Consider the following 24109-nt stretch of genomic DNA (forward strand, 5'->3'; position numbering starts at 1 on the left):
CTTCCCGGGAGGCGGCTAAGGGCTTCTTAGGAGATGGCTGCCGGCGTCGCGCCCAGGCGCCGCTGACGGCGTCCGGCTACGGCTACGGCTTTGCTGCGTGTGCGTGGGTCCAGAAGGGTTATCAAGGTGTCGAGAATGACATAGCCGAGCAAGCTTGTGGATCCCATGATGAGGACAAAGCCTTGAATGACGGGCACGTCGCCTTTGAGCACGCCGTCGAGAGACCAACCGCCCACTCCAGGCCAGGAAAAAACACTTTCCACAATGGCCGCTCCGCTGAGGGAGGCGGCAAAAAGAAGTACCAAGTAGGTCATGAGTGACCCGCGAATGTCACTGAGGGCATACCGGAACACTTGGGCAGGACGCAGGCCGCAGGCCCTCGCAAACTCGATTTGTGGTGATTGGAGCACCTGCAACAGTCCCGAGCGCACTGTCTTTCCGAACGGGGCAGCGAAGAACAAGCCCATAGTCACGATAGGAAGGACGGCGCGGCCGAGGATTGACGAAAACGTTCCCCACTGGCCGGCAATTATCGCGTCAAGAGGGATTGACCCCGTGACGTGCGGTGGAGTGATTTGCGCGCTCGAGAGCATGCCGATCGGTGCGGGCGCGATGCGCAGTTGTTGATAGAAGACAAACAGCAACAAGAGGGCCAACACGAATTCCGGCATGGCCATAAGGATGGATATCCAGAAGGTGAAGGCCTTGTCCGCAAAGCGTCGGTAGCGGTAGGCCGCGAACGTTCCGCTCGCCATGCCGATAATGAGGGCCAAGGCGAGCCCTGGCACCAGGTAGATCAAGGTATTGGGGAGCCGGGTCAGGATTTCGCTGGATACCGAACTGCCGGTGAAGAGCGAATGGCCAAGGTCACCGCTCAGCGTTCTGGACATGTAGCCGAGGTAGCGTTCCCAGAAAGGCAGGTCCAGGCCAAGTTCCGCGTGGATTCGGGCGATGTCTGCCGGAGTTGCGTATTCACCCAGGAGGGCCACCGCGGGGTCGCCGGGGAGAAGGGAAACCAGGCCAAAACTGAGGGTGATGAGGCCACACAGCAGTAAGGCTGCGATCAGGAGTCTTGAAATGATGTAGCGGATCATGAAATCTGCCCCTGGGAATTCGTGGTGCCAACGACGGCGGAATAGGGAACCACCGGCAACGCGGCGGAAATGAGCGACTGGGTATAAGGGTGCTGCGGCGCCATCAAGACGTCCCGGGTGGGGCCAACCTCCACGATTTTGCCGCGATGCATGACAGCCACCGTGGAACAGAAATGCCGCACCGTTTCGATGTCGTGCGAAATGAATACATATGTGAGGCCCCGCGAAGCCCTGAGGCGCGCGAGGGTGCGCAGGATCGAGGCCCGGATGGTCAGGTCCAGCGAGGACGTTGGTTCGTCCAGGACCACCAGGCCTGGATTCGTGACCAGGGCGCGTGCGATGCCTACGCGCTGTTGTTGTCCCCCGCTCAGGTTCGCCGGACGCCGGTCCATGAAATCAGCCGAGAGGCCGACTTCCTCCAAGGTCGCCAAGACCCGCAACCGTCGCTCGGCCCGGCTCCCCATCCGGGCGACGATGAGCGGCTCCTCGACGATCTGCCGGATCGTCAGGCGCGGGTTCAATGACGCGAAGGGTTCCTGGAAGACAATCTGCCAATGGCGCCGCTTGCGGCGGAGTTCGCCACGGCCGAGGGCCAACACGTCCTGCCCTTCGATGACGACGGATCCGGAATCCGGCTCGGTCAGCCTCAGGACCAAGCGGCCGAGCGTTGACTTGCCGGAACCACTTTCGCCGATGATGCCGAGCGTCTCGCCGGCTTCCACGGACAGGGTAATTCCATCTACGGCGCGCGCTTCTCCATGGGGGGTTCGGAAGATCTTCGTGACATCCACGAGTTCAAGTAGCGGCATTCTCAAGACCTCCGGGCTTCGGACAATTGGACCTTAGAGGGGTCCGGCGTTTCCGGCTCCGTCGTATTCGGTGCCTCAGCGCTCCCTGGCACGTAGGGCGTCTCGTCTTCGGGACGCACCACCGAGTTGAGCAGGGAGATCGTGTAGGGATGCTGTGGACGGACGAAAACGTCGTCGACGAGTCCTTGTTCCACGATATTTCCGTGGTACATGACCAGCACGCGGTTGCAGTATGCGGCCACCACCCCGAGGTCATGGGTCACAATCAGCATCGAGCGGCCACTCTCTACCGTCAGGCGGCGAAGAGTATCGAGGACCTGGCGCTGGACGGTGAGGTCGAGCGCCGTCGTCGGCTCGTCGGCGATCACCAGCTGCGGGTTGAGGTAAAGCGCCATGGCGATGACGACGCGCTGGGCCATGCCGCCGCTGAGTTCGTGCGCATAACCGCGCATGACGCGTTCCGGATCGCGGACTCCAGTCGATTCCAACAGCTGCAGTGCACGGCTGCGCTCGGAGGCATCAACCTTCACTCCATGCGCCTTGGCGATATTGGCAAACTGCTTCTCGATGCGGGTCACCGGATTCAGGGCGCTGAATGGATTCTGGGCAATGAATCCGATGTCCTTTCCCCTGATTTGGCGCATCTCCCGTTCGGGCAGTTCCAAGAGGCTTCGGCCAGCGAAGGTCACGTTGCCGGCGGACACCTTGCCCGGCGGCATCAACAACTTCGTGATGGAACGGACCACCGTCGATTTGCCCGATCCGGATTCGCCGACGATCCCGACGATCTCGTTGTCCTGCACCTCGAAGGAAACGCCGTGCAATGCCCGGACCACACCCCGGGGGGTGTGGAACTCGGTTTCGAGTTCCCGGACTTGGAGGGTCTTGTTCATCGGGTGTGCTCCACTCGTTCCATCGTGTTCTCAATCGCACCGGCAATGATGTTGAGCGAGCCAATGACCAGGAGGAGGGCCAGCGCGGGAAAGGCCACGGCCCACCACTGGCCACGGATCAGCATGCTGACGCCGTCTTCGATCATCGCGCCCCAGCTTGGCTGGGGCGGTTTGACCCCGACGCCGAGGAAGTTCAAGGCAGCAATCGTGCTCAAGGCGCCGGCAGTGGTCAGCGTGGCCTGCACCAGGATCACACCGTAGGCGTTCCTGAAGATGTGGTTGAAGGCCACACGGATCGGCGAACATCCGATGGCCACTGCCGCCTCGACGTACCTTGACGAGCGGAGCGAAATCGCCGCTGCACGGGACAAGCGAACAAAGCGTGGAGCCGCAACCAGGGCGATGGCGAGGATGACATCGGTGGCTCCGCCGCCCATGAGCTGGATGGACACCACAGCAATCACGATGATGGGGAGCGCGGCGAAAGCGTCAACTATCCGCATGATCGCTTCCCCGGCCAAGCCGGTAGTGGCGAACAGGCCCAAGGGAACGCCGATGACAAGGGCAATGGCCGTCGCCGCCAGCGAAATGGGAAGGTCTAGCCTCGCCGATTCAATCGTCCGGGAGAACACATCCATTCCGTTGCCGTCCGTGCCGAACCAATGAACGGAGTTGGGGGCCAGGGCCATGGATTCCACGTCCGGCTGCAGGGGGTTTTGGGGAAGGTGGAGAAAGATCGCCGCAAGCGGGAGTCCCACAATGATGCCGGCGGCGAGGACGGCGAGGACCGTCCCTGATCGCTTGTACACCCAAGCCCTGCCTTGCTTGGCCCAGCTCGACGCACGTCCGCCCAGGGACCTCACTGGAGTCCGGGACTCGACTGTCGTAGTTTCACTCAATTGGCACTCGATCCGGTTGACGGGTGTAGGTGAAAGTCTTTTTTTGACTGGCGCATCCGGGCTCCAGCCACTCGACATCCTGCCGAGAATTTACATATCGAAGTTTCATCACTTTATTGAAGTCTTTCATCGAGTGTCAATGGTCACTGTTGACAGGACCATCAAGCATCTTCATTATGGTGACAACGCCGACAGTAAGATGAAGACGGATGTCAACCTTGGTGTGAAGCCGAGCCCCTGATCTGTTTTCCGAACACGATTTGGAGACAACAATGACCAATCTGAGTGAATCCGCAACTGCGACCGACACCAATGCGCCCGCATTCGGGCCCAGTGTTCGCTACCTGCTCCGTGACGGCGAACTGGTGGAGTACGCAGATGCCAAGCTCCACGTCCTGAGCACCACGTTGAAGTACGGAGTCGGCGTTTTCGAAGGGTTCCGCGCCTACTGGAGCGATGAGGACCAGCAGCTCTACGCCTTCCGGGTGGCCGACCACATGCGCCGGCTGATTGACTCGATGCGGGTGGTGGAGATCGATGGGCCGCGCGACATCGGCGTCTTGAGTGAACAATTGCTCGGCCTGGTGCGTGCGAACGGTCTGCGCGGGAACCTCCACATGCGCGCACAAGTATTCGTCGACTCAAGCGATGGCAAGCCGGAGGACACTGGTCCGGTCACTGTCTTCATGGCGGCCATCCCGATGGGCAACTATTTCGGGGCCAGCGGACTGGACGTTCAGATCAGCAGTTGGGCCCGTTTGTCCGATCGCTCCATGCCGCCCCGGGTCAAATCGATCGCCAATTACCAAAACGGGCGGCTTGCCATGCTGGAGGCCCGGCGCAACGGGTACGATGCAGCGCTGCTGTTGACCGAAGACGGCCATGTTGCCGAAGGTGCTGGCTACAACGTGTTCATGGTTCGCCAGGGGCGGCTGTGCACGCCCCCCGCAACGGACAGCATCCTGGAGGGCATAACCCGGGACAGCGTCCTCCATCTGGCACGAAACGTCCTCGGCGTCGACGTCGACATCCGGGCCATCGACCGCACGGAACTCTACTCGGCTGATGAAATCTTCGTGTGCGGCAGCGCCGCCGAAATCAACCACGTCTCCTCCGTGGACCGCACGCCGATCGGCGAGGGAACTGCCGGCGAACTAACCCGCCAGCTTCAACAGGCCTACCGGCAGGCCGTCGTCGGACGCGTAGCCGCCGATCAAAAGTGGGCCTTGCCCGTCTACCCCACCGCGTAGCTTCACCGCACCGCCTCAACGAAAGGGGCAGCATGCTGAACATGCTCCACGCAAGCCATGAATCGGCGTCGGGATCCTTTGACCGCGACGCCACACCCGTGATTGAAGTAGGCCAGGGCGAGCTGTTCTCCCTTGGCGCCCGGAGCCTGCTGACCGGCGGCCTGTTCGAACGCACCGGGGAATACGAGAAGTTATCGATCCCCGTGACCGGGCCGGTCTCGGTGCGCGGCGTCAATCCAGGGGACACACTCCGGATAGACGTCCACGAGATCCGGATAGCGGACCGGGGCGCCATGGTCACCCTTCCCGGGCGCGGCGGTTTCACCGGCGGGCTGGGGCGATACGGCCGGGTTGTCGACATTGTGGACGGGAGCGTCCGGTTCGACGACGACATCCGGATCCCCATCCGGCCGATGATCGGCAAGATCGGCGTGGCACCGGCCGACGGGAATCCCAACTCAAGCACGGTCGGGACGCACGGCGGCAACATGGACTGCAAGGACGTGACCGCCGGTTCCGCCGTCATCTTGCCCGTGCAGAGCGCGAACGCCTTGCTCTATGCCGGCGACCTTCATGCAGTACAGGGCGACGGCGAGTGCTCCCTCACCGCCGTCGAGGTCGAGGGCAATGTTGTCCTCTCCTGCCACGTTCTGGCCGGGGTCACCGTCAAGCGGCCAGTGGTCTTGTCCGGGGGTTCCGTCATCACGATAGGCGACGGCGAGACTCTCGACGACGCCGCGCGGCTGGCGCTCGACGACATGCTCGAGCTCCTGCAGGCGGACCGGAAGTGGACCCGTGAGAAGACGGCGATGCTGATGAGCGCGGCTGCGGACGTTTCCGTGTCCCAGCTCGTCAACGCCCGCGCCTCGGTCAAAGTCTCCCTCGCCGCCCGCTACTTCACGTCCGCACCGTTTTCCATCAACCCTCAGCAACACTGAAAGGCGCGACCCCCTGATGCTTGATCTCGTTCTCACCAACGGCCTGGTTGTTACCCCGTCCGGCGCCAAAACCCTGGACATCGGCATAGCGGGGGGCAAGATTGTGTCCCTTCGCGAGACGGGCCTCGGTCCCACGGAGGAGGCGACGCGTACAGTCGATCTCCGCGGCCAATTGCTTGTCCCTGGAGGCGTGGACCCGCATGTCCACACCAACTCCGTCCTTCCAACGGCGGCCGAAAGCGGAATCAAGTGTTTTGGCCCTGACCGCGTGAGCGAGGGCGCCATCCACGGTGGCACCACCACCCTGGTGGACTTCGCGCATTGGCAACCCGGCGATGAGCTCTCGGAGTCGTTTGCCCGCAAATCGGCCGAGTGGGCAGGGTCGAGCTACACCGATTACGCCTTGCACGGGACGTTCAAGGAACCGGAAATTCCGTTCGAAGTACTCGAACAGATTCCCGACGCCGTCGCGGCCGGCCATGGAAGCTACAAAGTCTGGATGACCAACACCACCCCGACGCGCCCCAAGCAGAAGACGGACCTGGGCAATATGTGGGGACTCATGCAACAAACCGCCCAGGCCGGGGCGATGCTGGCGGTGCACGCCGAGGACGACGACATCGTCATGTACGCCTACAAGCAATTGCAGCGCGAGGGCAGGATCGGGCTAGAGAACATGCACCACGCCCACAACAACCTTTCGGAAAAGTTGTCCTTCCAGCGAGTCATTACGCTCGCCGAGCACGTCGGTGCACCCATTTACCTCATGCACGTCAGCGCCCGCGAAGGCGTGGATGCCATCCGCGAGGCACGCGGGCGCGGTCAAGCGGTCTACGGCGAGATCCTCCCCCACTACGCGTACTTCACGGCCGAGGACTACAAGCAGAAGAACGGCGCGATCTATCACACCTACCCTTCCTTGAAATCGGAAACCGACCGCGACTCCATGTGGGAATCGCTGCTCGAAGGATCGCTCAGCACCCTGGCAACCGACGGCGTGTGCACCGACCTAGAGGTGAAGACCCGTGGCAAGACCATTCTTGACGCCACGGGCGGTCATGCCGGCGTCGAGATGCGCATGGCTGTCGCCTACACCGAAGGCGTGGCCAAGCGCGGGCTCGATCTCACCCGCTTCGTGGACATCACCTCAGCCAACGCCGCGAAAATCCTCGGACTGTACCCGCAGAAAGGCGTGATCGCGGTGGGCAGCGATGCCGACTTGGCGGTCCTGGACACCACGGTGAAGCGGACCATCCACGCTGAGGACCTGCACGAAGCCGACTACACTCCGTGGGACGGCTACGAGGTGGCCGCGTGGCCCAGCATGACGATCCTGCGCGGGCAGGTCATGGTTGAAAACCGCGAACTGAAGGCAGAAGCCGGAGGTTCGCTCCTCAAGCAGCATGTCTCGAGCGACGTTCGGAACCGGCCAGCCTGCTGACAAGCAGCGCCCGACGGCGGCGGACCGCCGTCGTCGGGAGCCCCCTCCTGAGACAGGTACTGACAGGGACTCCCTGCCAGTACCGAGCTATCCCTAGGCTTGACAGCAAGGCTGGACCTTGTTTCACGACGCGGGAGGACGAACGATGGAAAAGCGCACACTGGGCACCAACGGTTTGGAGGTCTCCGCCGTCGGACTGGGCTGCATGAGCATGACCGGTGGATACAGCGAAAAGCCGGACCGGCAGGAAATGATCTCGCTGATCCGCGCCGCCGTAGACCGGGGCGTGACCTTCTTCGACACCGCCGAAATCTATGGCCCGTACGCCAACGAGGAGCTCGTGGGCCAAGCCCTCGCCCCCTACAAGGGCCAAGTGGTGATTGCTACCAAGTTCGGGTGGGACATCGATCCCGCCGAACGCAAACCGAGCGGTCGCGTGAGCAGCCGCCCCGAGGTCATCAAGGAGGTCGTGGACGGCTCCCTGCGCCGGCTCCGCGTCGACGCCATCGACCTCTACTACCAGCACCGGGTGGACCCCGACGTTCCCATCGAAGACGTCGCGGGTGCGGTCAAGGAACTGATCGAGGCCGGCAAAGTGAAGCACTTCGGCATGTCCGAAGCGTCCGCAGGAACAATTCGCCGGGCGCATGCCGCCCAGCCCGTGAGCGCCGTTCAAAGTGAATACTCCCTCTGGTGGCGCCGTCCCGAGGAGGAAGTGCTTGCCGCGTGCGAGGAACTGGGCATCGGTTTTGTCCCCTACAGCCCGCTCGGCAAAGGCTTCCTGACAGGCACCATTACCGCCGCCACCAGCTTCGATGCCGGCAATGACATCCGCAGTACCATCCCCCGGTTCGCGCCGGATGCGCTCCAGCACAATGCCGCCGTCGTCGAGCTGCTCGCGAACATCGCACAACGCAAGGGTGCTACGCCCGGTCAGGTCGCCTTGGCCTGGCTCCTGGCGCAGAAGCCCTGGATCGTCCCCATCCCCGGCACACGCAAGCTGCACCGCTTGGAGGAAAACATCGGTGCCTCCGTCGTCGAATTATCCGCCGCGGAACTGGGCGAAATCGAGGACGCCGCCTCCAGGATCGAGGTTCAGGGTGGTCGCTACAACGACGCCGCAGAACGGATGACCAACCTCTAGGCGTCCGCGTGGTGCCACGCTTCCGGATCCTGTGAGCCAGGCGGAATTGTCACAGTTCAGGCACAGCACAGGTATACAGGGGCCAAAGTGTGGGGTTCGAGGATGGGTATAGCTTCGAACCCCTCGGAGTTGAACCTCTAAGGAGCAACATCGTGAACAAAGTCCGGAAAATCGCAGTGGGCGCCGCGTTGATTGGCGCGGTCGCAGGCGGCGGCGCCCTCACCGCCATGGCCCTCCCGGCCGATGCCGCAACCACTGACACCTCGACCGCCAGCCCATCCGCCCCCGCCACGGGCGGCGGCACGCACGGAACGGAAACGGCCCTGACCGGTGACACCGCAAGCAAGGTCAAGGCCGCCGTACTGGCCGCCAACTCCGGCGCCACGGTGGAGAACATGACCACCGAAGACGACGGCAGCGCCGCCTACGAAGCCCACATCACCAAGTCGGACGGCACGCGCGCCACCGTCAAGCTCGACGCAAGTTTCAAGGTCACCGCAACCGAAACCGGCGGCCCGGGCGGCGGGAAGGGCGGCCACGGCAACCACGGAAACGAAACCGATCTCAGCGGTGACACCGCAAGCAAGGTCAAGGCCGCCGTACTGGCCGCCAACTCCGGCGCCACGGTGGAGAACATGACCACCGAAGACGACGGCAGCGCCGCCTACGAAGCCCACATCACCAAGTCGGACGGCACGCACGCCACCGTCAAGCTCGACGCAAGCTTCAAGGTCACCGCAACCGAAACCGGCGGCCCCGGTCACTAACTCCCAATCCAAGTAACCATTGTGGGCGGATACGGCACCCAGCCGCGTCCGCCCACAGCGCTTGAACCGTGTACTGACAGGACCTCCCGCACCTCCGTTGCCCGAAGTAGCCTGAATCCATGGACAGTCGAAACGATGTGAGTGAGTTCCTGCGCTCCCGCCGGGCCAAAGTGACACCCGAGCAAGTGAATCTCATTGTGGGTGCCAACCGCCGGGTGCCTGGGCTGCGGCGGGAAGAAGTCGCAACCTTGGCTTCAGTCAGCGTGGACTACTACGCGCGGCTGGAACGCGGCAACCTCACAGGCGTCTCCGACGAAGTGCTCGAATCGATTGCCCACGCCCTCAGGCTGGACGAAGCCGAAACCGCCCACTTGTTCGATCTCGCCCGTGCCGCGCAACCCGGGCCGGCCCGCCGCCGTCGGGCAGCCACGCCTGTGCAGCAGGTCCGTCCGAGCCTCCAGAGATTCATGGACGCGATTACGGGTGCCCCGACGTGGGTGCGGAACGAGCGCATGGATCTCATCACCGCCAACCCGCTCGGCCGCGCCCTTTACTCGCCCCTTTTTGCCGATCACGTCCGGCCCGTGAACAACGCCCGGTTCGTGTTCCTCAACCCCGAGTCCCGCAACTTCTACCCCGACTGGGAGCAAGGCGCGAATGACATTGTCGCCACCCTCCGCAGCTACGCCGGAAGGCAACCGCACAACAAGGGCCTAAGCGATCTGGTGGGCGAGCTCGCCACCCGAAGCGAGGAATTCCGCACACGTTGGGCCGCCCACAACGTCCGCTTCCACCGAACCGGCACCAAGCGCCTCCACCACCCGGTGGTCGGAGATCTCGAACTCAGCTACGAGGCAATGGAACTGCCGGCCAACCCCGGGTGGACGATGTTCGCCTACACCGCCGAGCCCGGGTCAGCGAGCGACGAACGCCTGAAACTGCTCGCGAGCTGGGCGGCCACCACCGCAAGCGAACTGGCTGCGCCGGCGTCGATCTCCGACTAAGCGCGGTGAGGGTGGGACCGTCAGTCCTAGGAAAAGCAGGGAGCGGCACATCTGCTGACATCGTCTTCCGGAGCGCTTAGCGTCTTTAACAGAACCTCGAACGACGGCGGTTCCGCCTTTGAGTCTTCGGGTTTCTTCCAGCCGCAAACTGATTTACCAGTTCGGGCCTCCACGTTTAGATAAGAAGAAGATGACTATGGAATTTTCGTTGATGATGGCTTGCGCAGTCATCGGCATCGTAAACAATGACAGCCGCAGTGCCTTGCCGGGGGCCCCGGTTGTTCCAGCACGTCCGGCAAGACGCCTGCGGCTGGCTCGACTGCGGGGTTGGATCGCGACAGCTTTGCACCGGGCCGCGTGGGGAATTGAACCTGAGCCGCAGCCTGTTATGGAGACTTGCCGGTGAGTTGCGCGGATTGACCGAACGTCAGGCGGGATCCTGCGGACTGAACATCACTGCGTTCCATTCCCGGATCTCGCCGGGTACCGCCAATCCTTCCAGGACGAAAGGATCGCCCGCGATGAACTGCTCCGCCCTTTCCTTGCTGGTGAAGATGCCCATCGAACCGTTCACTGCGGGGTTGTTGAAAGTCCCGATGCCGATCAGTCCGCCCTCGGCGGCGAACGCCCGCATATATTCAACGTGCCTGGGGTAGGCAGCCTGAAGCCCAGGAAGTGCTGAAGGATCCGAGCTGTAGAAGACGACGAATTGCATTGTTTGCCCTAGTTTTCGGGTCCGGCGCTGTCGAGTCCGGCGAGGGTCTGACCGAGCCGCGGGAGCACGTGGTTTCGCCATCCGCCGCTCATGATGCAGTGCGATGCAATGTGCGTCGGTTCGGCGGGATTGAACCCTTCGTGGACGAGGACCAACCGTGTTCCGTCGTCCTCCGGCGAGATGGACCATGTCACCGTGCTGTCGAGATTGTTCCCGGAGTTCGCGTCCCGCCACGAAATGCGCAGCCGCTTCCCGGCGTCCAGGTCAAGGACTTCGCTAGCCACCAAGCCACTGAAACCGACTGCCGGAACGGGAATCCCGCGCATCTGGAACTGGTGCCCGACGATTGCTTTGAAGTCGTTTTCCATCAACCAGCGGGCGATCAGTGCCGGATCCGTCAGCGCCTGCCAAACCTTGGCAGGCGCATGCGGCAGGAATTCTTCGACCTCGATGGTCGTAAGTTGTTCACTCATTTAGTGTCCTCAATCTCGTTCACGACCATCCTAAGTTCCGAGGGGGCCGTTGGCGGAGCGATCGAGCATCCCCGGGCGGCGTCGCCGCCAGGCTCGCGCAAAATACAGGTCTTGTTTAACGACAGTCAGCGATATATCGTTAACTATCGCAGAACAAGCTGCGAGCCTCAGGGCAACCCACACACAACATTGAAGGGACGATGCCGTCATGAAAGGCATTCACGACAACAAACACACAGATTGCGGTCCGGATATGGAACGCTTCGGACGCGGCCGGAGCCGTCGCGGACCCCACGGACACGGCGGATTCGGGCCAGGCCGCGGGTTTGGGCCAGGCCGCGGTTTCGGACCGGGCTTCGGGCCGGGGTTTGGCCCAGGCTTTGGTCCCGGCGGCCAGCGCCGGGCCAACAAGGGCGACGTTCGTTTCGCGATCCTCTCCCTGCTGGCCGAAGCACCATCCAACGGATACGGACTCATCAAGACAATCGCCGAGAAGACGTCCGGATCGTGGCGCCCAAGCCCGGGTTCCGTCTATCCGACGCTGCAGCAGCTCGTTGACGAGGAGCTCATTGCACCCGTCGGCGAAGGCCGACGCACCGAATTCACACTCACCGACGCCGGGAAGGCATACGTCGCGGAGCACGCCGAGGAGCTGGAAAATGCGTGGAACATCGATCCAGAAGGATCAGGACCCGCGTTTCACCAGAGCGTGGCAAAGCTCATGGGGGTTATCCACCAATTCCGCTTCGCCGCAACCGACGAACAACGCACGGCCGCCATGGAAAGAATCGACGAAACCCGGCGAGCGCTCTACCACATCCTCGCTGACTAGCACCGCACCTTCCGAAGCCGCGACGCGGAGTCGACCTGCTCGCGGCTTCGGAAACGTCTGCCTGAGTTTCCCCGCGCCCTGGCCGTCGTGCGCATGGACTTGAGCTCGCCCTGCTTCCCTGAGCCAAGTGGGGAATCGATGAGTTTGAGCGCGCACTCCCCTGGTTCGGTTTCCGGTCTATGCTGGGTTTCGCGGTTGCGCCGGGCTCGACCAAGCGCTCCGAACTGCTACTGAGAGCGATGGTCCATGAGCGGTTGCGAAGCAGTCTTGGCAGGCCTTGAAGCAGAGCTCGGTTGGATCCGTGATACCTACATCGATCTGCATAGGCACCCCGAGCTGAGCCTCGAGGAGCATAGAACTTCGAAGCTCGTCGAGGGAAAACTCGCGGCATTCGGCTATAACGTAACCCGCATCGGGGGCACCGGCGTCGTCGGTATCCTCGCAAACGGAGACGGCCCGACGGTGCTTGCCCGCGCAGACACGGACGCGCTACCCGTCGCCGAGGCTACCGGGCTGCCTTATGCGTCGACCGTGGACGGGGTCATGCACGCGTGCGGGCACGACCTGCACGTCGCTGCGCTGCTCGGCGCCGCCAAGCTCATGGCCGACGGGCGAAGAGCCTGGTCCGGGACCTACATCGCGCTGTTCCAACCCGGCGAAGAGATCGGGGCCGGAGCCCAAGCAATGGTCGACGACGGACTCGTCGCCAAAGTGCCGCCGCCCGACGTTGCCTTCGCCCAGCATGTGATGCCGATCCCGGCGGGGAGGATCGCCACCACGGCGGGCCCAGTCCTCTCAGCCGCGGACTCGCTCAAGATCACCGTGTACGGGAAGGGCGCGCACGGCTCGATGCCGCACATGTCCGTTGACCCGGTGGTGCTGGCCTCCTCGATCGTGCTCAGACTTCAGTCCATCGTCTCGCGGGAGACCAAGCCGGGCGACTTCGCGGTTGTCACGGTGGGGGCGCTCAACGCCGGAGCGACCTCGAACATCATCCCCGACCGGGCCACCCTCCTGCTCAACGTCCGCACTTACGACGCCCAGGTCCGTGCATCCGTCCTCGCGGCCATTGAGCGGATAGTCAAGGGCGAGTGCTACGCCGCCGGATCACCGCAAGACCCTGATTTCGAGTACTACGACCAATTCCCGCTCACCAGCAACGACGCGGCCGTGACGGAGAAGGTGCGGGCCGCATTCTCCGCCCGCTTCGGGGCGGACTCCGTGCGCCACGCCACACCACAGACCGCGTCGGAGGACTTCAGCCGCATTCCGGACGCTTTCGGCGTACCGTACACGTTCTGGTTCCTGGGCGGTGTGGATCCCGAAACCTACCGCGCCGCCGCCGAACGCGGGACAGTAGCCCAGGACATAGCGGCCAACCACTCCCCGCTCTTCGCGCCAGTGATGGACCCGGCTCTATCCATAGGTGTCCAGACCCACGTGGTCGCAGCACTGTCTTACCTGTCCACGGAAGGCGCAACACCATGAGCCCGGACGACGGCGGGACCTCCCGCCGTCGTGCCATGCGTTAAGCGACGCGATTCAGGAGTACCACTGCCACTCAGGCGGTGCCCAGCCTGAGGGAACCTGATGGTTGTCCTTAGTACCGCATCTTGCACAGCTGTAGCTTGCCGACGGTGGCCGCAATCCGCTGCCATCGGCCGCATAGACAGCGGGAACATACTCATGGAAGGTCAAAGGAAACCCTGGACCGCACTGCCCACAGGCCGGCACCCGGGGCGGCGCTGCGGGAACACAGGGACGATAAGTGGCCATTCGATGTCCAGCACGGGCAACCGTCATGTTTCTCCCTCACGTCTTCATCGGTCGGGAATCGGCGTTGGCCAGATCCCGCGTTCAAAGTTCATGCCCGAACGCCCACATCGTTCATATGAACCCAATGGGGCAGCCAGCGGGTAGTGGGTCAAACCCTATGTCAGGATTCCCTTAAGGGCCATGGGCAAGCCGGAAAAGATGGTTCGCAATCAGTTAAGCCGCTAACGGAGGCATCTGTTGCCTGCGTCACATCCTCCGTTTAGTCTTTGTTCCGGGCCGCAGCGTCGCGGTTCATGATCGGAAGAGGACTCATGACCGAAAAAATCCGGCTTCTCGTAAAAATGGACATCGATGGTGCCCAGGTCCGCATCTCAGCCCACGGGCATCTAACCTCCCGCAGCCTCCACGCCCTCTACGTCGTCGCGAGGCGGGCCAACGCCCTCATGCATGGTCTGGCCCTTGAAATCGACGTTAGCGGAGCAAACGTCGACCGCGCCGCCATGGAAGCGCTCCTAGGCTGCTCGCAATCCCGCCGTCTTCCGGCCCTGATCGATCCCCAACAGTCAGATGTCAACATCTCGGTCCGGTCATCCGCCGACGCTGTGATGGCCGCCTGAATCCGGGCGGCGCTGGGGCCGCACATAGTCTCCAAAGCATCACTGCTGGCCTTCGCAACGGGCTGGGTCTACGACGCAGTAACAGAAGCAAATGGCGTGGCCGCCCTGGACCACCCCGTCCTGGACGCAGCGAAGACCATGCGCAGCCCCGCACTGGACGCTGCAGCCACTGCCTACACCGATTTGGGTGGAGGCATCGGGATGCCGATCCTGGCGGCGATCGCCACCGCAGTACTGGTCCTCCGGGCCCGCTCCTGGACCCCGGCGATCCTCATTGTGACTGCAGCAGCCGGCTCCCTGTTCATGACAATCGCCGGCAAGCAGCTCACCGGTCGCGCCCGGCCCCTGCTCAGCGATGCGGTGCCGCCCTACGAGTATTCCCCCTCGTTTCCCAGCGGGCATTCGCTGAACTCGTTCGTTCTCGCCGGAATCATCGCCTACCTGGTCGTCCTGCGTTGCCGCAGGTGAAGGGAAGGAGCCGAACAAAAGGTAGCGTGATGGGGCAGACATGCTCCGCCTGCCCCATCACGTCGTTGGATTGCCGCTAATTGATCGGTGCGGGCGGTTGTTCGCCACTGAGCACGGCGAGGGCGTTGTCGGCGGCGAGCATCGCCATCGCCGTGCGCGTCTCCACTGTGGCGGAGCCCAGATGCGGCACTAGCACCACGTTCTCCAGGTCCAGCAATGCGGGATGGACCTGGGGCTCACGCTCGAAGACGTCCAGCCCGGCACCGGCGATGACGCCGTCGCTGAGCGCGGCAGCAAGCGCCGCTTCGTCGATGATCGGTCCGCGCGCGGTATTGACGAGGTATGCCGAGCTCTTCATCGCCGCGAGTTGTTCCGCGCCGATCAGATGGTGCGTGGCGGGGCCGTAAGGGCAGTGCAGCGAGACGACATCGGAAACTGCCAGCAACTCGTCGAGATCGACCCGCCGGGCGCCCAGTTCCGCGGCGATTGCGGGGTCGATCTCGCTGCGCGACTGGTAGACGATTTCCATGCCGAAGGCCTTGGCCCGACGTGCGGTCGCCTGGCCGATGCCGCCCATGCCGACGACGCCTAGGGTCTTGCTTTGCAGGCTGGACCCGAGCAGGAAGAACATGCCCCACTTCCACGGCTGACCGGCGCGGATAAGCCGTTCGCCCTCACCCAGCCGGCGGGTTGCCATGAGGATGAGCCCGAAGGCGATGTCGGCGGTTGCCTCGGTGAGTACACCGGGCGTGTTGGTGGCGACGATGCGGCGTTCGGTGCAGGCCGGCACGTCGATGTTGTCATAGCCCACGGCGACGTTCGCGACGACCTTGAGCCGCGGGCCGGCAGCGTCGAGCAGCTCGGCGTCGATGCGTTCGGTGAGCAGGCTTACGACGGCGTCCGCCCCGGCCACGCGGCGCAGGAGCTCCTCGCGGCCAATCGACTCCGAACCCGTCCAGGCATCGACTTCGTGCTCGGCACGAAGCTTTTCGATCGCGGCGTCGGGCACCCGCCCCGTGACGACTACCCGGCTCATGCCGTCTCGATCCACTTGCGCAGGCGGCCGAGACCGTCGTTGATGTCTGGCACCTCGATGCCCGAATAGGCGAGCCGGATGTACTGCCGCTCCTCACCGGGCAGGCGCCGGCCGAAGTGTTCACGAGTGCAGAAGGAGACGCCCGTCTGGTACAGGGCATCTGTGGCGAAATCTCCGACTGCCGTGTAACCCAAGCGCTCCATAACCTCGGTGACATCGGGGAACAGGTAGAACGTCGACTGCGGCACGGCGACATGCATGCCGGGGATGTCATTCACGAGCTCGCATGCGGCATCCCGGCGCTCGCGCAGCACGTCGAGCATCCGCTGCACAGGTTCCTGGGGACCTCGGAGCGCTTCGATTCCGGCCCACTGCACATAATGCGTCGTGCAGGACTCATCGTTGGTGTTGAGCGTGCTGAGCACCTTGGCGATCTCGAGCGGGGCAACGGCGCAGCCGAGGCGTGAGCCGGTCATCGCGAACTTCTTACTGAACGTGTAGAGGATGACGGTCCGCTCAGCCATGCCGGGAAGCGATGCGATCGAGCTCGAGACCCCCTCATAGCGGGTCTCGAAGTAGGCCTCGTCGGAGAGCACCCAGAGGTCGTGTTCCATTGCGAGCTGTGCGATGGCCTCCCGCTCGGCCGCCGTCGACTCCGCCGAGATGGGGTTCTGCAGGTCGTTGTAGATGATGGCGACCGTGTTCGGGGTGATTGACGCGCGGATCTGGTCGAGGTCGATCGCGAAGCCCGTGCTCGTGGGCACGTAACGGTAGGGCACGGCGGTTCCGCCGAGGTACTCGATCTGCGATTCGTAGATCGGGAAGCCGGGGTTGGGGTAGAGCACGTCCTGGCCGGGGTTCATGACCGCCTGCAGGAATTTCGTGATGACGGGCTTGCCACCTGTCATCACCACCACGTTGTCGGGGGAGAACGTGATCCCGCGGCGCGAGCCGAGGTCCTCGGCGAGGGCTTCGCGCAGTTGCGGGATGCCGGGACCGGGGCAGTATCCCGTGTAGCCGTCGGCAATCGCCCTGTTCATCGCCTCCACGATGTGCGGGGCCGTCGGGATGTTGATGTCGCCAAGATGAAAGGGGTACACACTGTTCCCCTTCGCTTTCCAGGCGGCTGCGGCCTGGGCGACGCTGAAGGCGGTTTCGGTGCCCAGACGTTCAAGCCGGTGCGCGAGTTGCTGCATACTGTTCCACTCCTCGTTGAGTTGACGATCGATTCTCCGGCGAATTCAGATCAAGTTCGGGACTAATATATCAAACCACGAATTAAGATATACGAATAGTGCCAAGGGGAACAAGGGTTCTTCCTTACGAGTCAACCCGTCCTCTGGCGTGAGGTCTAAGACGGGCGTACCGTCGGTTAAACCCACGCGGTAGCAGCGAAAGGCAGCCCGCGCCCCGCGCGGCACATAAATGCGCTCGTTTGAAGGAGCCGGCAGTGGCTGGATGGAATGCTGACACGGCGGCTGGACCCCTGGGGTCAGGCACAGTGACTTTGGTCGAAGGATCATCCTTCTGCATTTCATCGGCCAACGGAGACATCCATCCCGAACTCCCGCACGGGGTCTTCCACCTGGATACTCGCATCCTGTCCCGCTGGAATCTAACCATCAACGGCAAGCCCCTCGAACCCCTGGCTGCCGAGACGAAGGAACCGTATCGGGCCATATTCGCTGGCCGCCTGCAGCTCTCGGATGGGTATGCGGACAGTCCATTGATCGTGGAACGGCTGCGTGAGGTGGGGGCAGGGATCCGGGAGCGGATCACCATCCGCAATTACTCGGCGGAGCCTGCTGAGTGCAAGATTGTGCTTGCCGTCGAAGCGGATTTCGCCGATTTGTTCGAAGTGAAAGAGGCACGAATCCAACGACGATGGACTGAGACACGCGATCAGGACGGCGACTCGCTGGAAATCCAAGCCACGTGGCACGACGTCCGGAAGGGCGTCGTCGTCACGGCGGATGGGGCCAAAGCCGCAGGTGAGGGGCTGACATTCGAGATAGTGGTCCCTCCCTACGGGTACTGGAGTACCCGATTGAATGTTGTACCCACGGACAATGGTGCTCGTCCCGACGCGCCATTTGTCCATCCGGCTCCTGGCGAAATGTCTCCTAGTGACCGGCGCCGTCAAGAGTGGGTGGCGAAGATTCCGGCACTGCAAATGGGCAACCTTTCCATCCAGCGGACGCTGCGGCGAAGCTACGACGACTTGGGAGCGCTTAGAATCGAGGACCCTGGGCATCCAGAGCGCGTGGTCGTCGCTGCCGGAGCGCCGTGGTTCATGACTCTGTTCGGTCGCGATTCGCTGTGGGCTTCGGAAATGTCGCTTCCAGTGGACCCTTCCCTGGCCCTGGGCACTCTGAAGACCCTGGCTGACCACCAGGGCAGCGTCGTGGACGTGATGAGCGAAGAGGAGCCCGGCAAGATCCTGCACGAGGTACGGCTCGATGTCTCCAGCGGGCTGGCGCTTGGCGGCAAATCCACCTACTACGGAAGCGTCGACGCAACTCCGCTGTTCGTGGTCGTGCTGGGTTCCGTCAGTCGCTGGGGTTTTGACAAAGCGACCATCGCCGCCCTGTTGCCCAACGCGGACCGCGCCTTGGAGTGGATCCGGGAATACGGGGACCGGGATGGGGACGGATTTGTCGAGTATGAGCGCCTCAACGATCACGGGTTGGTCAACCAAGGATGGAAGGACTCCTGGGACGGCATCAACTTCGCCGACGGAACCCTCGCGGAACCGCCGATCGCCCTGTGCGAGGTCCAGGCCTACGTCCACGGCGCATACGTGGCGCGCTCCTGGATGGCGTACGACGCCGGCGATCTCGCCTTGGCAGCCGAGCTTCGAGACCGGGCCGCGAAACTGAAGCAGCAGTTCAACGAACAGTTCTGGCTGCCCGACAAAGGCTACTACGCCGTTGCGCTCGACCGCGATAAGCGGCCGGTGGACGCCTGCGCGTCCAATATGGGCCACTGCCTCTGGTTCGGCCTTGTGGATGAGGACAAGGCGCCACAAATGGTCGAGCGTCTGATGTCCCCGGAGATGTTCAGCGGATGGGGAGTGCGGACCTTGGCCAGCGACATGCGGGCCTATAACCCTGCCAGCTATCACAACGGGTCGGTCTGGCCCCACGACAATGCGCTCATTGTGGCTGGGCTGCTCCGATATGGGTTTGTGGAAGAAGCACAGCGGATAGCCACTGCACTGCTGGAGGCGGCCGAATACTCGGGCGGCCGACTGCCCGAGCTATTCTGCGGCTTCAGCCGCGACCAGTTTGCCGAACCCGTGCCCTACCCCACGGCTTGTTCTCCACAGGCTTGGGCCGCGACCACACCAATCCTGCTGGTGACCAGCCTGATGCGCTACGACGCACACATTTCCCAAGGGGGGCTATGGCTGGACCCTGTCCTGCCGGATTCCTACGGCGAACTGCACATCACGAACGCGCCTATGGGCTCCGGCCGGATCACCATCGACATATCCGGTTCAGCCGCCTCCGTTCAGGGCGTGCCGGAGGGCTTGGTGCTCCACCGCGGGCAACGGCCGTGGATAACCGATCTCGTGGAGCAAGCCAAACTGCGTCCGGAAAAATAGGCCGCGGGAGACCTAACGACGGCGGCGGCACGCTGGGCCGGAGTGGTCTTCTTTACGCAGCAAACAGCGCTGAACGGACGGCCTTTTCGAAGCCGTCGACGTGAATTCGCGCCAGTTCTGCAGCCCTGGCCTCGTCGCCGTCGATCACCGCACCGAGAAGATCAAGGTGTTCATGAACGTGGCGGGAAAGATCAGGCAGGCGATCGAGGACCATGCACCAGATCCGCGTCGCCAGGTTGTCGTAGCGGATCAGCACATCCTCCAAGTGCGGATTTGCCGCTGCCGCATAGATCCCCTGGTGCACGCGGGCATCAAGACGGAGCGTCTCCACCACGGAGGCGCCGTTGACCTCGAATGACTCCACCGCACGCATCACAGAGCGCAGGCGCTCCCTGGTTGCCGGCGTCGCAACCCGCGCCGCCCGCGCAGCCGCCAGGGGCTCGAGCTGGGCGCGAATCTCCGATATAAACGCCAGATCTGTCACCTCAACGCGGGTGGCGAAGGTTCCCCTTCGCGGATAGCTGATGACCAAGCGGTCCAATTCGAGGCGCTTCAATGCTTCCCTCACGGGAGTGCGCCCTATGCCAAGGTCCCTCGCCAGCGCGTCGTCGTTCAACAAGTCGCCCGGCTTGATGTCCAGCGTCAGGAGCCTGTCGCGTATCCGCTCGTAGGCCACCTCAGCCAGGGACCTCGGACCGGCGGCATCCACTACTACTTCCAGCGCTTCAAATACCACGGTACCGACCTTTCGCGTCCAGCCAAGCGGACTATTGACCTTACTCGAACTCCAGTATACGCTAGTTCCCAGTCTGATATATCAGTAACTGACTTGAAAATATATCTTAAGGAGGAGACATGACGCTCGTGGAGACGACTCCAACAAAAAGCACACTTCCGCAGGCGAGTGCCTCTGAAGACGACCGTTCCCGGAGGTTCGTGCTCACCCTGTCGTGTATTGAACGCGCCGGCATCGTGCAGGCGGTCACCACCTTCCTGTTCGAGCGTGGTTTCAACATCGAAGAGCACCAGCAGTTCGACGACGGACTCCGCCAGACACTGCACCTGCGCACAGCGTTTTCCGGATCCCCGGAGTACTCACCGGAAGCGCTCGAAGAAGAGTTCCGGGCAATCGCTGGGCGTTTCGACATGAAGTTCAGCTTCCATGACCAGACCAAGCAGCGCGTCCTGGTCATGGTGTCCAAGTTCGGGCACTGCCTGAACGACTTGATTTTCCGCTGGCGTGGGGGCAGCCTGGGCGGGGACCTGGTTCTGGTAGTTTCCAATCACGAAACCCACCGGGCCATGGCCGAAGCCGCTGGTCTGCCCTTCATGCACATTCCGGTGACCCCGGACACCAAGGCGGACGCGGAGCGGCGCCTGCTCGAACTGGTTGACGAGTGCAACATCGATTTGGTGGTGCTCGCCCGGTACATGCAGGTTCTGTCCGACGAACTGAGCCGCGCCCTGGAGGGCCGAGCGATCAACATCCACCACTCATTCCTGCCCGGCTTCAAAGGTGCGCGTCCTTACCACCAGGCCTACGACCGCGGCGTCAAGCTGGTGGGTGCCACGGCACACTATGTCACCGCGGATCTTGATGAGGGCCCGATCATCGAACAGGAAGTCATCCGCGTAGACCACAGCTACGGGCCGACTGCACTCTCCACGGTCGGACAGGACGCCGAAGCACTCGCGCTGTCCCGCGCCGTCCGGTGGCACTGTGAACACCGCGTGCTGCTGAACCAAACCAGCACCGTCGTCTTCCGCTAGCCAACGCCCAACAACAAGCAGCAGCAGTAGCCCACCCACGAGAAATAGCAGGAGAAAACACATGGCATCGACGCCACGCATAGTCATCATCGGAGCTGGGATCGTCGGCACCAACCTGGCAGATGAACTGGTCACCCGCGGCTGGAGCAACATCACCGTCCTGGACCAGGGACCGTTGAACATGCCCGGGGGCTCCACGTCACACGCCCCGGGACTGGTCTTCCAGACCAACCCCTCCAAGACCATGGCAACGTTCGCCAAATACACGGTCGAAAAGCTCCTGTCCATCACCGAGGACGGCGTCAGCTGCTTCAACCAGGTGGGCGGACTGGAAGTCGCCACCACCGAGACCCGCCTGGCCGACCTCAAGCGCAAGCTCGGCTACGCTGCATCCTGGGGAATCGAAGGCAAGATCCTTTCCCGCGAAGAGTGCAAGGAGCTCTACCCGCTCATCAACGAGGAAGACATCCTGGGAGGTCTCCACGTCCCCAGCGACGGGTTGGCCCTCGCCGCCCGCGCAGTCCAACTGCTCATCAAGCGTACAGAGGCAGCCGGGGTGGAGTACCGTGGCTCCACGACCGTGACCGGGATCGAGCAGTCCGGCCGCCGCGTCACCGGAGTCCGCACCTCCGAGGGCGTCATCCCTGCGGACATCGTTGTCTCTTGCGCCGGCTTCTGGGGTGCCAAGATCGGCGAAATGATCGGCATGTCCGTTCCTCTCCTGCCCTTGGCCCACCAATACGTCAGGACAACTCCGGTTCCGGCACAGGAGGGCCGCAACGAACTACCCAACGGCGCTTCCCTGCCGATCCTGCGCCACCAGGACCAGGACCTTTACTACCGCGAGCACGGCGACCGCTACGGCATCGGCTCCTACGCCCACCGCCCCATGCCGGTGGACGTCGAGGAACTCGGCAGCTACGCACCGGACAGCATCAGTGAACACCACATGCCTTCCCGCCTGGACTTCACCCTGGAGGACTTCCTCCCGGCGTGGGAGGCGACCAAGCAATTGCTTCCGGCCCTGGCGGAAAGCGACATCGAAGACGGCTTCAATGGCATCTTCTCCTTCACCCCCGACGGCGGCCCGCTGGTGGGCGAATCCAAGGAGCTCGATGGCTTCTTCGTCGCCGAAGCCGTGTGGGTGACCCACTCGGCCGGCGTTGCCCGCGCTGTCGCCGAACTGCTGACCACGGGCAAGTCCCAGATCGACCTGGGCGAATGCGACATCCACCGCTTCGAGGAAGTCCAGCTCACCCCCGAATACGTCAGCGAAACGTCCCAGCAGAACTTCGTGGAAATCTACGACGTCCTGCACCCGCTCCAGCCCAAGCTCTCCCCCCGCAACCTCCGCGTCAGCCCTTTCCATGCCCGCCACAAGCAGCTGGGAGGGTACTTCCTGGAGGCCGGCGGCTGGGAACGCCCCTACTGGTTCGAGGCCAACGCCGAACTACTGAAGGAAATGCCGGCCGAATGGCAGCCCCCGGCCCGTGATGCCTGGTCCGGAATGTTCAGCTCGCCCATCGCCGCCGCCGAAGCATGGAAGACCCGCACCGCGGTGGCAATGTACGACATGACACCGCTCAAGCGCCTCGAGGTCTCCGGCCCCGGTGCGCTGAAGCTGCTCCAGGAACTGACCACCGCGGACCTGGACAAGAAGCCAGGCGCAGTGACCTACACCCTTCTGCTGGACCACACAGGCGGGATCCGAAGCGACATCACGGTGGCCCGCCTGAGCGAAGACAGGTTCCAGCTCGGCGCCAACGGAAACATCGACACCGCCTACTTTGACCGGGCCGCGCGCCACCAGACCGAAAGCGGCTCCGCCAGCGACTGGGTCCAGGTGCGCGACACGACGGGCGGCACCTGCTGCATCGGACTCTGGGGCCCCCTCGCCCGGGACCTCGTCAGCACGGTCAGCAGCGACGATTTCTCCAACGACGGCCTGCGCTACTTCCGGGCCAAGAATGTCGTCATCGGCGGAGTCAACGTCACCGCCATGCGCCTGTCGTACGTCGGCGAACTCGGTTGGGAGCTTTACACCAGCGCGGACAATGGCCAGCGCCTGTGGGACGCGCTGTGGAAGGCGGGGCAGCCGTTCGGCGTGATCGCGGCCGGCCGGGCCGCCTTCAGCTCGCTTCGGCTTGAAAAGGGTTACCGTTCCTGGGGCACCGACATGACCACCGAGCACGATCCCCTCGAAGCAGGCCTCGGATTCGCCGTAAAGATGGCCAAGGACAACTTCGTCGGAAAAGCCGCTTTGGAAGGCCGCACCGAGGAAAACTCCGCCCGCCGCTTGCGCTGCCTGACCGTCGACGACGAACGCAGCATTGTCCTGGGCAAGGAACCGGTCTTCTACAAGGACCAGGCAGTCGGCTACGTGACCAGCGCCGCCTACGGCTACACCGTCGCCAAGCCGATCGCCTATGCGTACCTCCCGGCCGCGGTCTCCCTCGGTGACTCCGTCGAGATCGAGTACTTCGGACGGCGCATCCGGGCCACGGTCACGGCCGATCCGCTGTACGACCCGACGATGACCAGGCTCCGCGGCTAGCACCACGGGCCATCCAAAGGCA

22 protein-coding genes are annotated in these 24109 nt (G+C 63.2%); 13 read left to right on the forward strand and 9 right to left on the reverse strand.

The window, feature by feature from the left end:
- Window positions 1-26 precede the first annotated feature (26 nt).
- From QRN59_RS08655 to QRN59_RS08670, 4 genes are read right to left on the reverse strand one after another with little or no spacing between them, the layout of a single operon-like run.
- Window positions 27-1094: an ABC transporter permease gene (locus QRN59_RS08655; RefSeq protein WP_284982115.1), complete on the reverse strand. Its 1068-nt coding sequence runs from the start codon at window positions 1092-1094 to the stop codon at window positions 27-29.
- Window positions 1091-1903, reverse strand: a complete 813-nt coding sequence (locus QRN59_RS08660; protein WP_284982116.1) for an ATP-binding cassette domain-containing protein — start codon at window positions 1901-1903, stop codon at window positions 1091-1093. Before QRN59_RS08660 ends, QRN59_RS08655 begins: the two co-directional genes overlap by 4 nt.
- A gap of 2 nt (window positions 1904-1905) precedes the next feature.
- Complete coding sequence (locus QRN59_RS08665; RefSeq protein WP_284982117.1) at window positions 1906-2796, reverse strand: ABC transporter ATP-binding protein; 891 nt, start codon at window positions 2794-2796, stop codon at window positions 1906-1908.
- Window positions 2793-3605, reverse strand: a complete 813-nt coding sequence (locus QRN59_RS08670) for an ABC transporter permease (protein WP_284982118.1) — start codon at window positions 3603-3605, stop codon at window positions 2793-2795. The genes QRN59_RS08665 and QRN59_RS08670 overlap by 4 nt, the downstream gene beginning before the upstream one ends.
- 362 nt (window positions 3606-3967) lie before the next feature.
- Here QRN59_RS08670 and QRN59_RS08675 point away from each other — a divergent pair, with 362 nt between their 5' ends.
- The 6 genes from QRN59_RS08675 (at window position 3968) to QRN59_RS08700 (ending at window position 10239) form a co-directional block, all read left to right on the forward strand.
- Complete coding sequence (locus QRN59_RS08675; RefSeq protein WP_284982119.1) at window positions 3968-4945, forward strand: branched-chain amino acid transaminase; 978 nt, start codon at window positions 3968-3970, stop codon at window positions 4943-4945.
- Between the two features lie 32 nt (window positions 4946-4977).
- The gene (locus tag QRN59_RS08680) at window positions 4978-5883 is read left to right on the forward strand and encodes an acetamidase/formamidase family protein (RefSeq protein ID WP_284982120.1); all 906 of its coding nucleotides are present in this window, start codon (window positions 4978-4980) and stop codon (window positions 5881-5883) included.
- A gap of 16 nt (window positions 5884-5899) precedes the next feature.
- On the forward strand, window positions 5900-7324 hold the full coding sequence (locus QRN59_RS08685) for a dihydroorotase (protein WP_284982121.1): 1425 nt from the start codon (window positions 5900-5902) through the stop codon (window positions 7322-7324).
- A 145-nt stretch (window positions 7325-7469) separates the two neighbouring features.
- The gene (locus QRN59_RS08690) at window positions 7470-8468 is read left to right on the forward strand and encodes an aldo/keto reductase (protein ID WP_284982122.1); all 999 of its coding nucleotides are present in this window, start codon (window positions 7470-7472) and stop codon (window positions 8466-8468) included.
- 152 nt (window positions 8469-8620) lie between these two features.
- Window positions 8621-9235: a PepSY domain-containing protein gene (locus tag QRN59_RS08695; RefSeq protein WP_284982123.1), complete on the forward strand. Its 615-nt coding sequence runs from the start codon at window positions 8621-8623 to the stop codon at window positions 9233-9235.
- Between the two features lie 119 nt (window positions 9236-9354).
- Entirely contained in the window at window positions 9355-10239 is an 885-nt protein-coding gene (locus tag QRN59_RS08700; protein ID WP_284982124.1) for a helix-turn-helix transcriptional regulator, read from the forward strand.
- Window positions 10240-10666: 427 nt separating this feature from the next.
- Here QRN59_RS08700 and QRN59_RS08705 read toward each other — a convergent pair whose 3' ends face one another.
- Both QRN59_RS08705 and QRN59_RS08710 read right to left on the reverse strand, forming a co-directional pair.
- A complete protein-coding gene (locus QRN59_RS08705) occupies window positions 10667-10954 on the reverse strand; it encodes a YciI family protein (protein ID WP_284982125.1) in 288 nt (95 codons plus the stop codon).
- A gap of 8 nt (window positions 10955-10962) precedes the next feature.
- Window positions 10963-11427, reverse strand: coding sequence for an SRPBCC family protein (locus QRN59_RS08710; RefSeq protein ID WP_284982126.1), 465 nt, complete (start codon window positions 11425-11427; stop codon window positions 10963-10965).
- A gap of 208 nt (window positions 11428-11635) precedes the next feature.
- Between QRN59_RS08710 and QRN59_RS08715 the strand changes: the two genes are divergently transcribed.
- From QRN59_RS08715 to QRN59_RS08730, 4 genes are all read left to right on the forward strand, one after another.
- The gene (locus tag QRN59_RS08715; protein ID WP_284982127.1) at window positions 11636-12259 is read left to right on the forward strand and encodes a PadR family transcriptional regulator; all 624 of its coding nucleotides are present in this window, start codon (window positions 11636-11638) and stop codon (window positions 12257-12259) included.
- A 246-nt stretch (window positions 12260-12505) separates the two neighbouring features.
- Window positions 12506-13747: an amidohydrolase gene (locus QRN59_RS08720; protein WP_284982128.1), complete on the forward strand. Its 1242-nt coding sequence runs from the start codon at window positions 12506-12508 to the stop codon at window positions 13745-13747.
- 599 nt (window positions 13748-14346) lie between these two features.
- Entirely contained in the window at window positions 14347-14652 is a 306-nt protein-coding gene (locus QRN59_RS08725; protein WP_284982129.1) for a hypothetical protein, read from the forward strand.
- A gap of 96 nt (window positions 14653-14748) precedes the next feature.
- Window positions 14749-15120 (forward strand): phosphatase PAP2 family protein, encoded by a 372-nt coding sequence (locus QRN59_RS08730; protein ID WP_284982130.1) that lies wholly within the window; start codon window positions 14749-14751, stop codon window positions 15118-15120.
- 76 nt (window positions 15121-15196) lie between these two features.
- Here QRN59_RS08730 and QRN59_RS08735 read toward each other — a convergent pair whose 3' ends face one another.
- A complete protein-coding gene (locus tag QRN59_RS08735; protein ID WP_284982131.1) occupies window positions 15197-16156 on the reverse strand; it encodes a 2-hydroxyacid dehydrogenase in 960 nt (319 codons plus the stop codon).
- Entirely contained in the window at window positions 16153-17352 is a 1200-nt protein-coding gene (locus tag QRN59_RS08740; protein ID WP_284982132.1) for a pyridoxal phosphate-dependent aminotransferase, read from the reverse strand. Before QRN59_RS08740 ends, QRN59_RS08735 begins: the two co-directional genes overlap by 4 nt.
- A 254-nt stretch (window positions 17353-17606) precedes the next feature.
- Between QRN59_RS08740 and QRN59_RS08745 the strand changes: the two genes are divergently transcribed.
- The gene (locus QRN59_RS08745; protein WP_284982133.1) at window positions 17607-19763 is read left to right on the forward strand and encodes an amylo-alpha-1,6-glucosidase; all 2157 of its coding nucleotides are present in this window, start codon (window positions 17607-17609) and stop codon (window positions 19761-19763) included.
- A 52-nt stretch (window positions 19764-19815) separates the two neighbouring features.
- Here QRN59_RS08745 and QRN59_RS08750 read toward each other — a convergent pair whose 3' ends face one another.
- Window positions 19816-20499, reverse strand: a complete 684-nt coding sequence (locus QRN59_RS08750) for a GntR family transcriptional regulator (protein ID WP_284982134.1) — start codon at window positions 20497-20499, stop codon at window positions 19816-19818.
- A 119-nt stretch (window positions 20500-20618) separates the two neighbouring features.
- Between QRN59_RS08750 and purU the strand changes: the two genes are divergently transcribed.
- Window positions 20619-21533, forward strand: a complete 915-nt coding sequence (purU, locus tag QRN59_RS08755; protein ID WP_284982135.1) for a formyltetrahydrofolate deformylase — start codon at window positions 20619-20621, stop codon at window positions 21531-21533.
- 61 nt (window positions 21534-21594) lie between these two features.
- Window positions 21595-24087, forward strand: a complete 2493-nt coding sequence (locus QRN59_RS08760) for a GcvT family protein (RefSeq protein ID WP_284982136.1) — start codon at window positions 21595-21597, stop codon at window positions 24085-24087.
- Window positions 24088-24109: the final 22 nt, after the last annotated feature.

The sequence above is a fragment of the Arthrobacter sp. efr-133-TYG-118 genome (assembly GCF_030209755.1).
In the GTDB taxonomy this organism is placed as follows: Bacteria; Actinomycetota; Actinomycetes; order Actinomycetales; family Micrococcaceae; genus Arthrobacter.

Bases quoted from the DNA above. Each gene is read 5' to 3' on its own strand.
- QRN59_RS08680 (WP_284982120.1), top strand. From the start codon at position 4,978: ATGCTGAACATGCTCCACGCAAGCCATGAATCGGCGTCGGGATCCTTT.
- QRN59_RS08690 (WP_284982122.1), top strand. From the start codon at position 7,470: ATGGAAAAGCGCACACTGGGCACCAACGGTTTGGAGGTCTCCGCCGTC.
- QRN59_RS08705 (WP_284982125.1), bottom strand. From the start codon at position 10,954: ATGCAATTCGTCGTCTTCTACAGCTCGGATCCTTCAGCACTTCCTGGG.
- QRN59_RS08700 (WP_284982124.1), top strand. From the start codon at position 9,355: ATGGACAGTCGAAACGATGTGAGTGAGTTCCTGCGCTCCCGCCGGGCC.
- QRN59_RS08715 (WP_284982127.1), top strand. From the start codon at position 11,636: ATGAAAGGCATTCACGACAACAAACACACAGATTGCGGTCCGGATATG.
- QRN59_RS08725 (WP_284982129.1), top strand. From the start codon at position 14,347: ATGACCGAAAAAATCCGGCTTCTCGTAAAAATGGACATCGATGGTGCC.
- QRN59_RS08735 (WP_284982131.1), bottom strand. From the start codon at position 16,156: ATGAGCCGGGTAGTCGTCACGGGGCGGGTGCCCGACGCCGCGATCGAA.
- QRN59_RS08760 (WP_284982136.1), top strand. From the start codon at position 21,595: ATGGCATCGACGCCACGCATAGTCATCATCGGAGCTGGGATCGTCGGC.
- QRN59_RS08655 (WP_284982115.1), bottom strand. From the start codon at position 1,094: ATGATCCGCTACATCATTTCAAGACTCCTGATCGCAGCCTTACTGCTG.
- QRN59_RS08665 (WP_284982117.1), bottom strand. From the start codon at position 2,796: ATGAACAAGACCCTCCAAGTCCGGGAACTCGAAACCGAGTTCCACACC.
- QRN59_RS08685 (WP_284982121.1), top strand. From the start codon at position 5,900: ATGCTTGATCTCGTTCTCACCAACGGCCTGGTTGTTACCCCGTCCGGC.
- QRN59_RS08675 (WP_284982119.1), top strand. From the start codon at position 3,968: ATGACCAATCTGAGTGAATCCGCAACTGCGACCGACACCAATGCGCCC.
- QRN59_RS08660 (WP_284982116.1), bottom strand. From the start codon at position 1,903: ATGCCGCTACTTGAACTCGTGGATGTCACGAAGATCTTCCGAACCCCC.
- QRN59_RS08720 (WP_284982128.1), top strand. From the start codon at position 12,506: ATGAGCGGTTGCGAAGCAGTCTTGGCAGGCCTTGAAGCAGAGCTCGGT.
- QRN59_RS08740 (WP_284982132.1), bottom strand. From the start codon at position 17,352: ATGCAGCAACTCGCGCACCGGCTTGAACGTCTGGGCACCGAAACCGCC.
- QRN59_RS08710 (WP_284982126.1), bottom strand. From the start codon at position 11,427: ATGAGTGAACAACTTACGACCATCGAGGTCGAAGAATTCCTGCCGCAT.
- purU (WP_284982135.1), top strand. From the start codon at position 20,619: ATGACGCTCGTGGAGACGACTCCAACAAAAAGCACACTTCCGCAGGCG.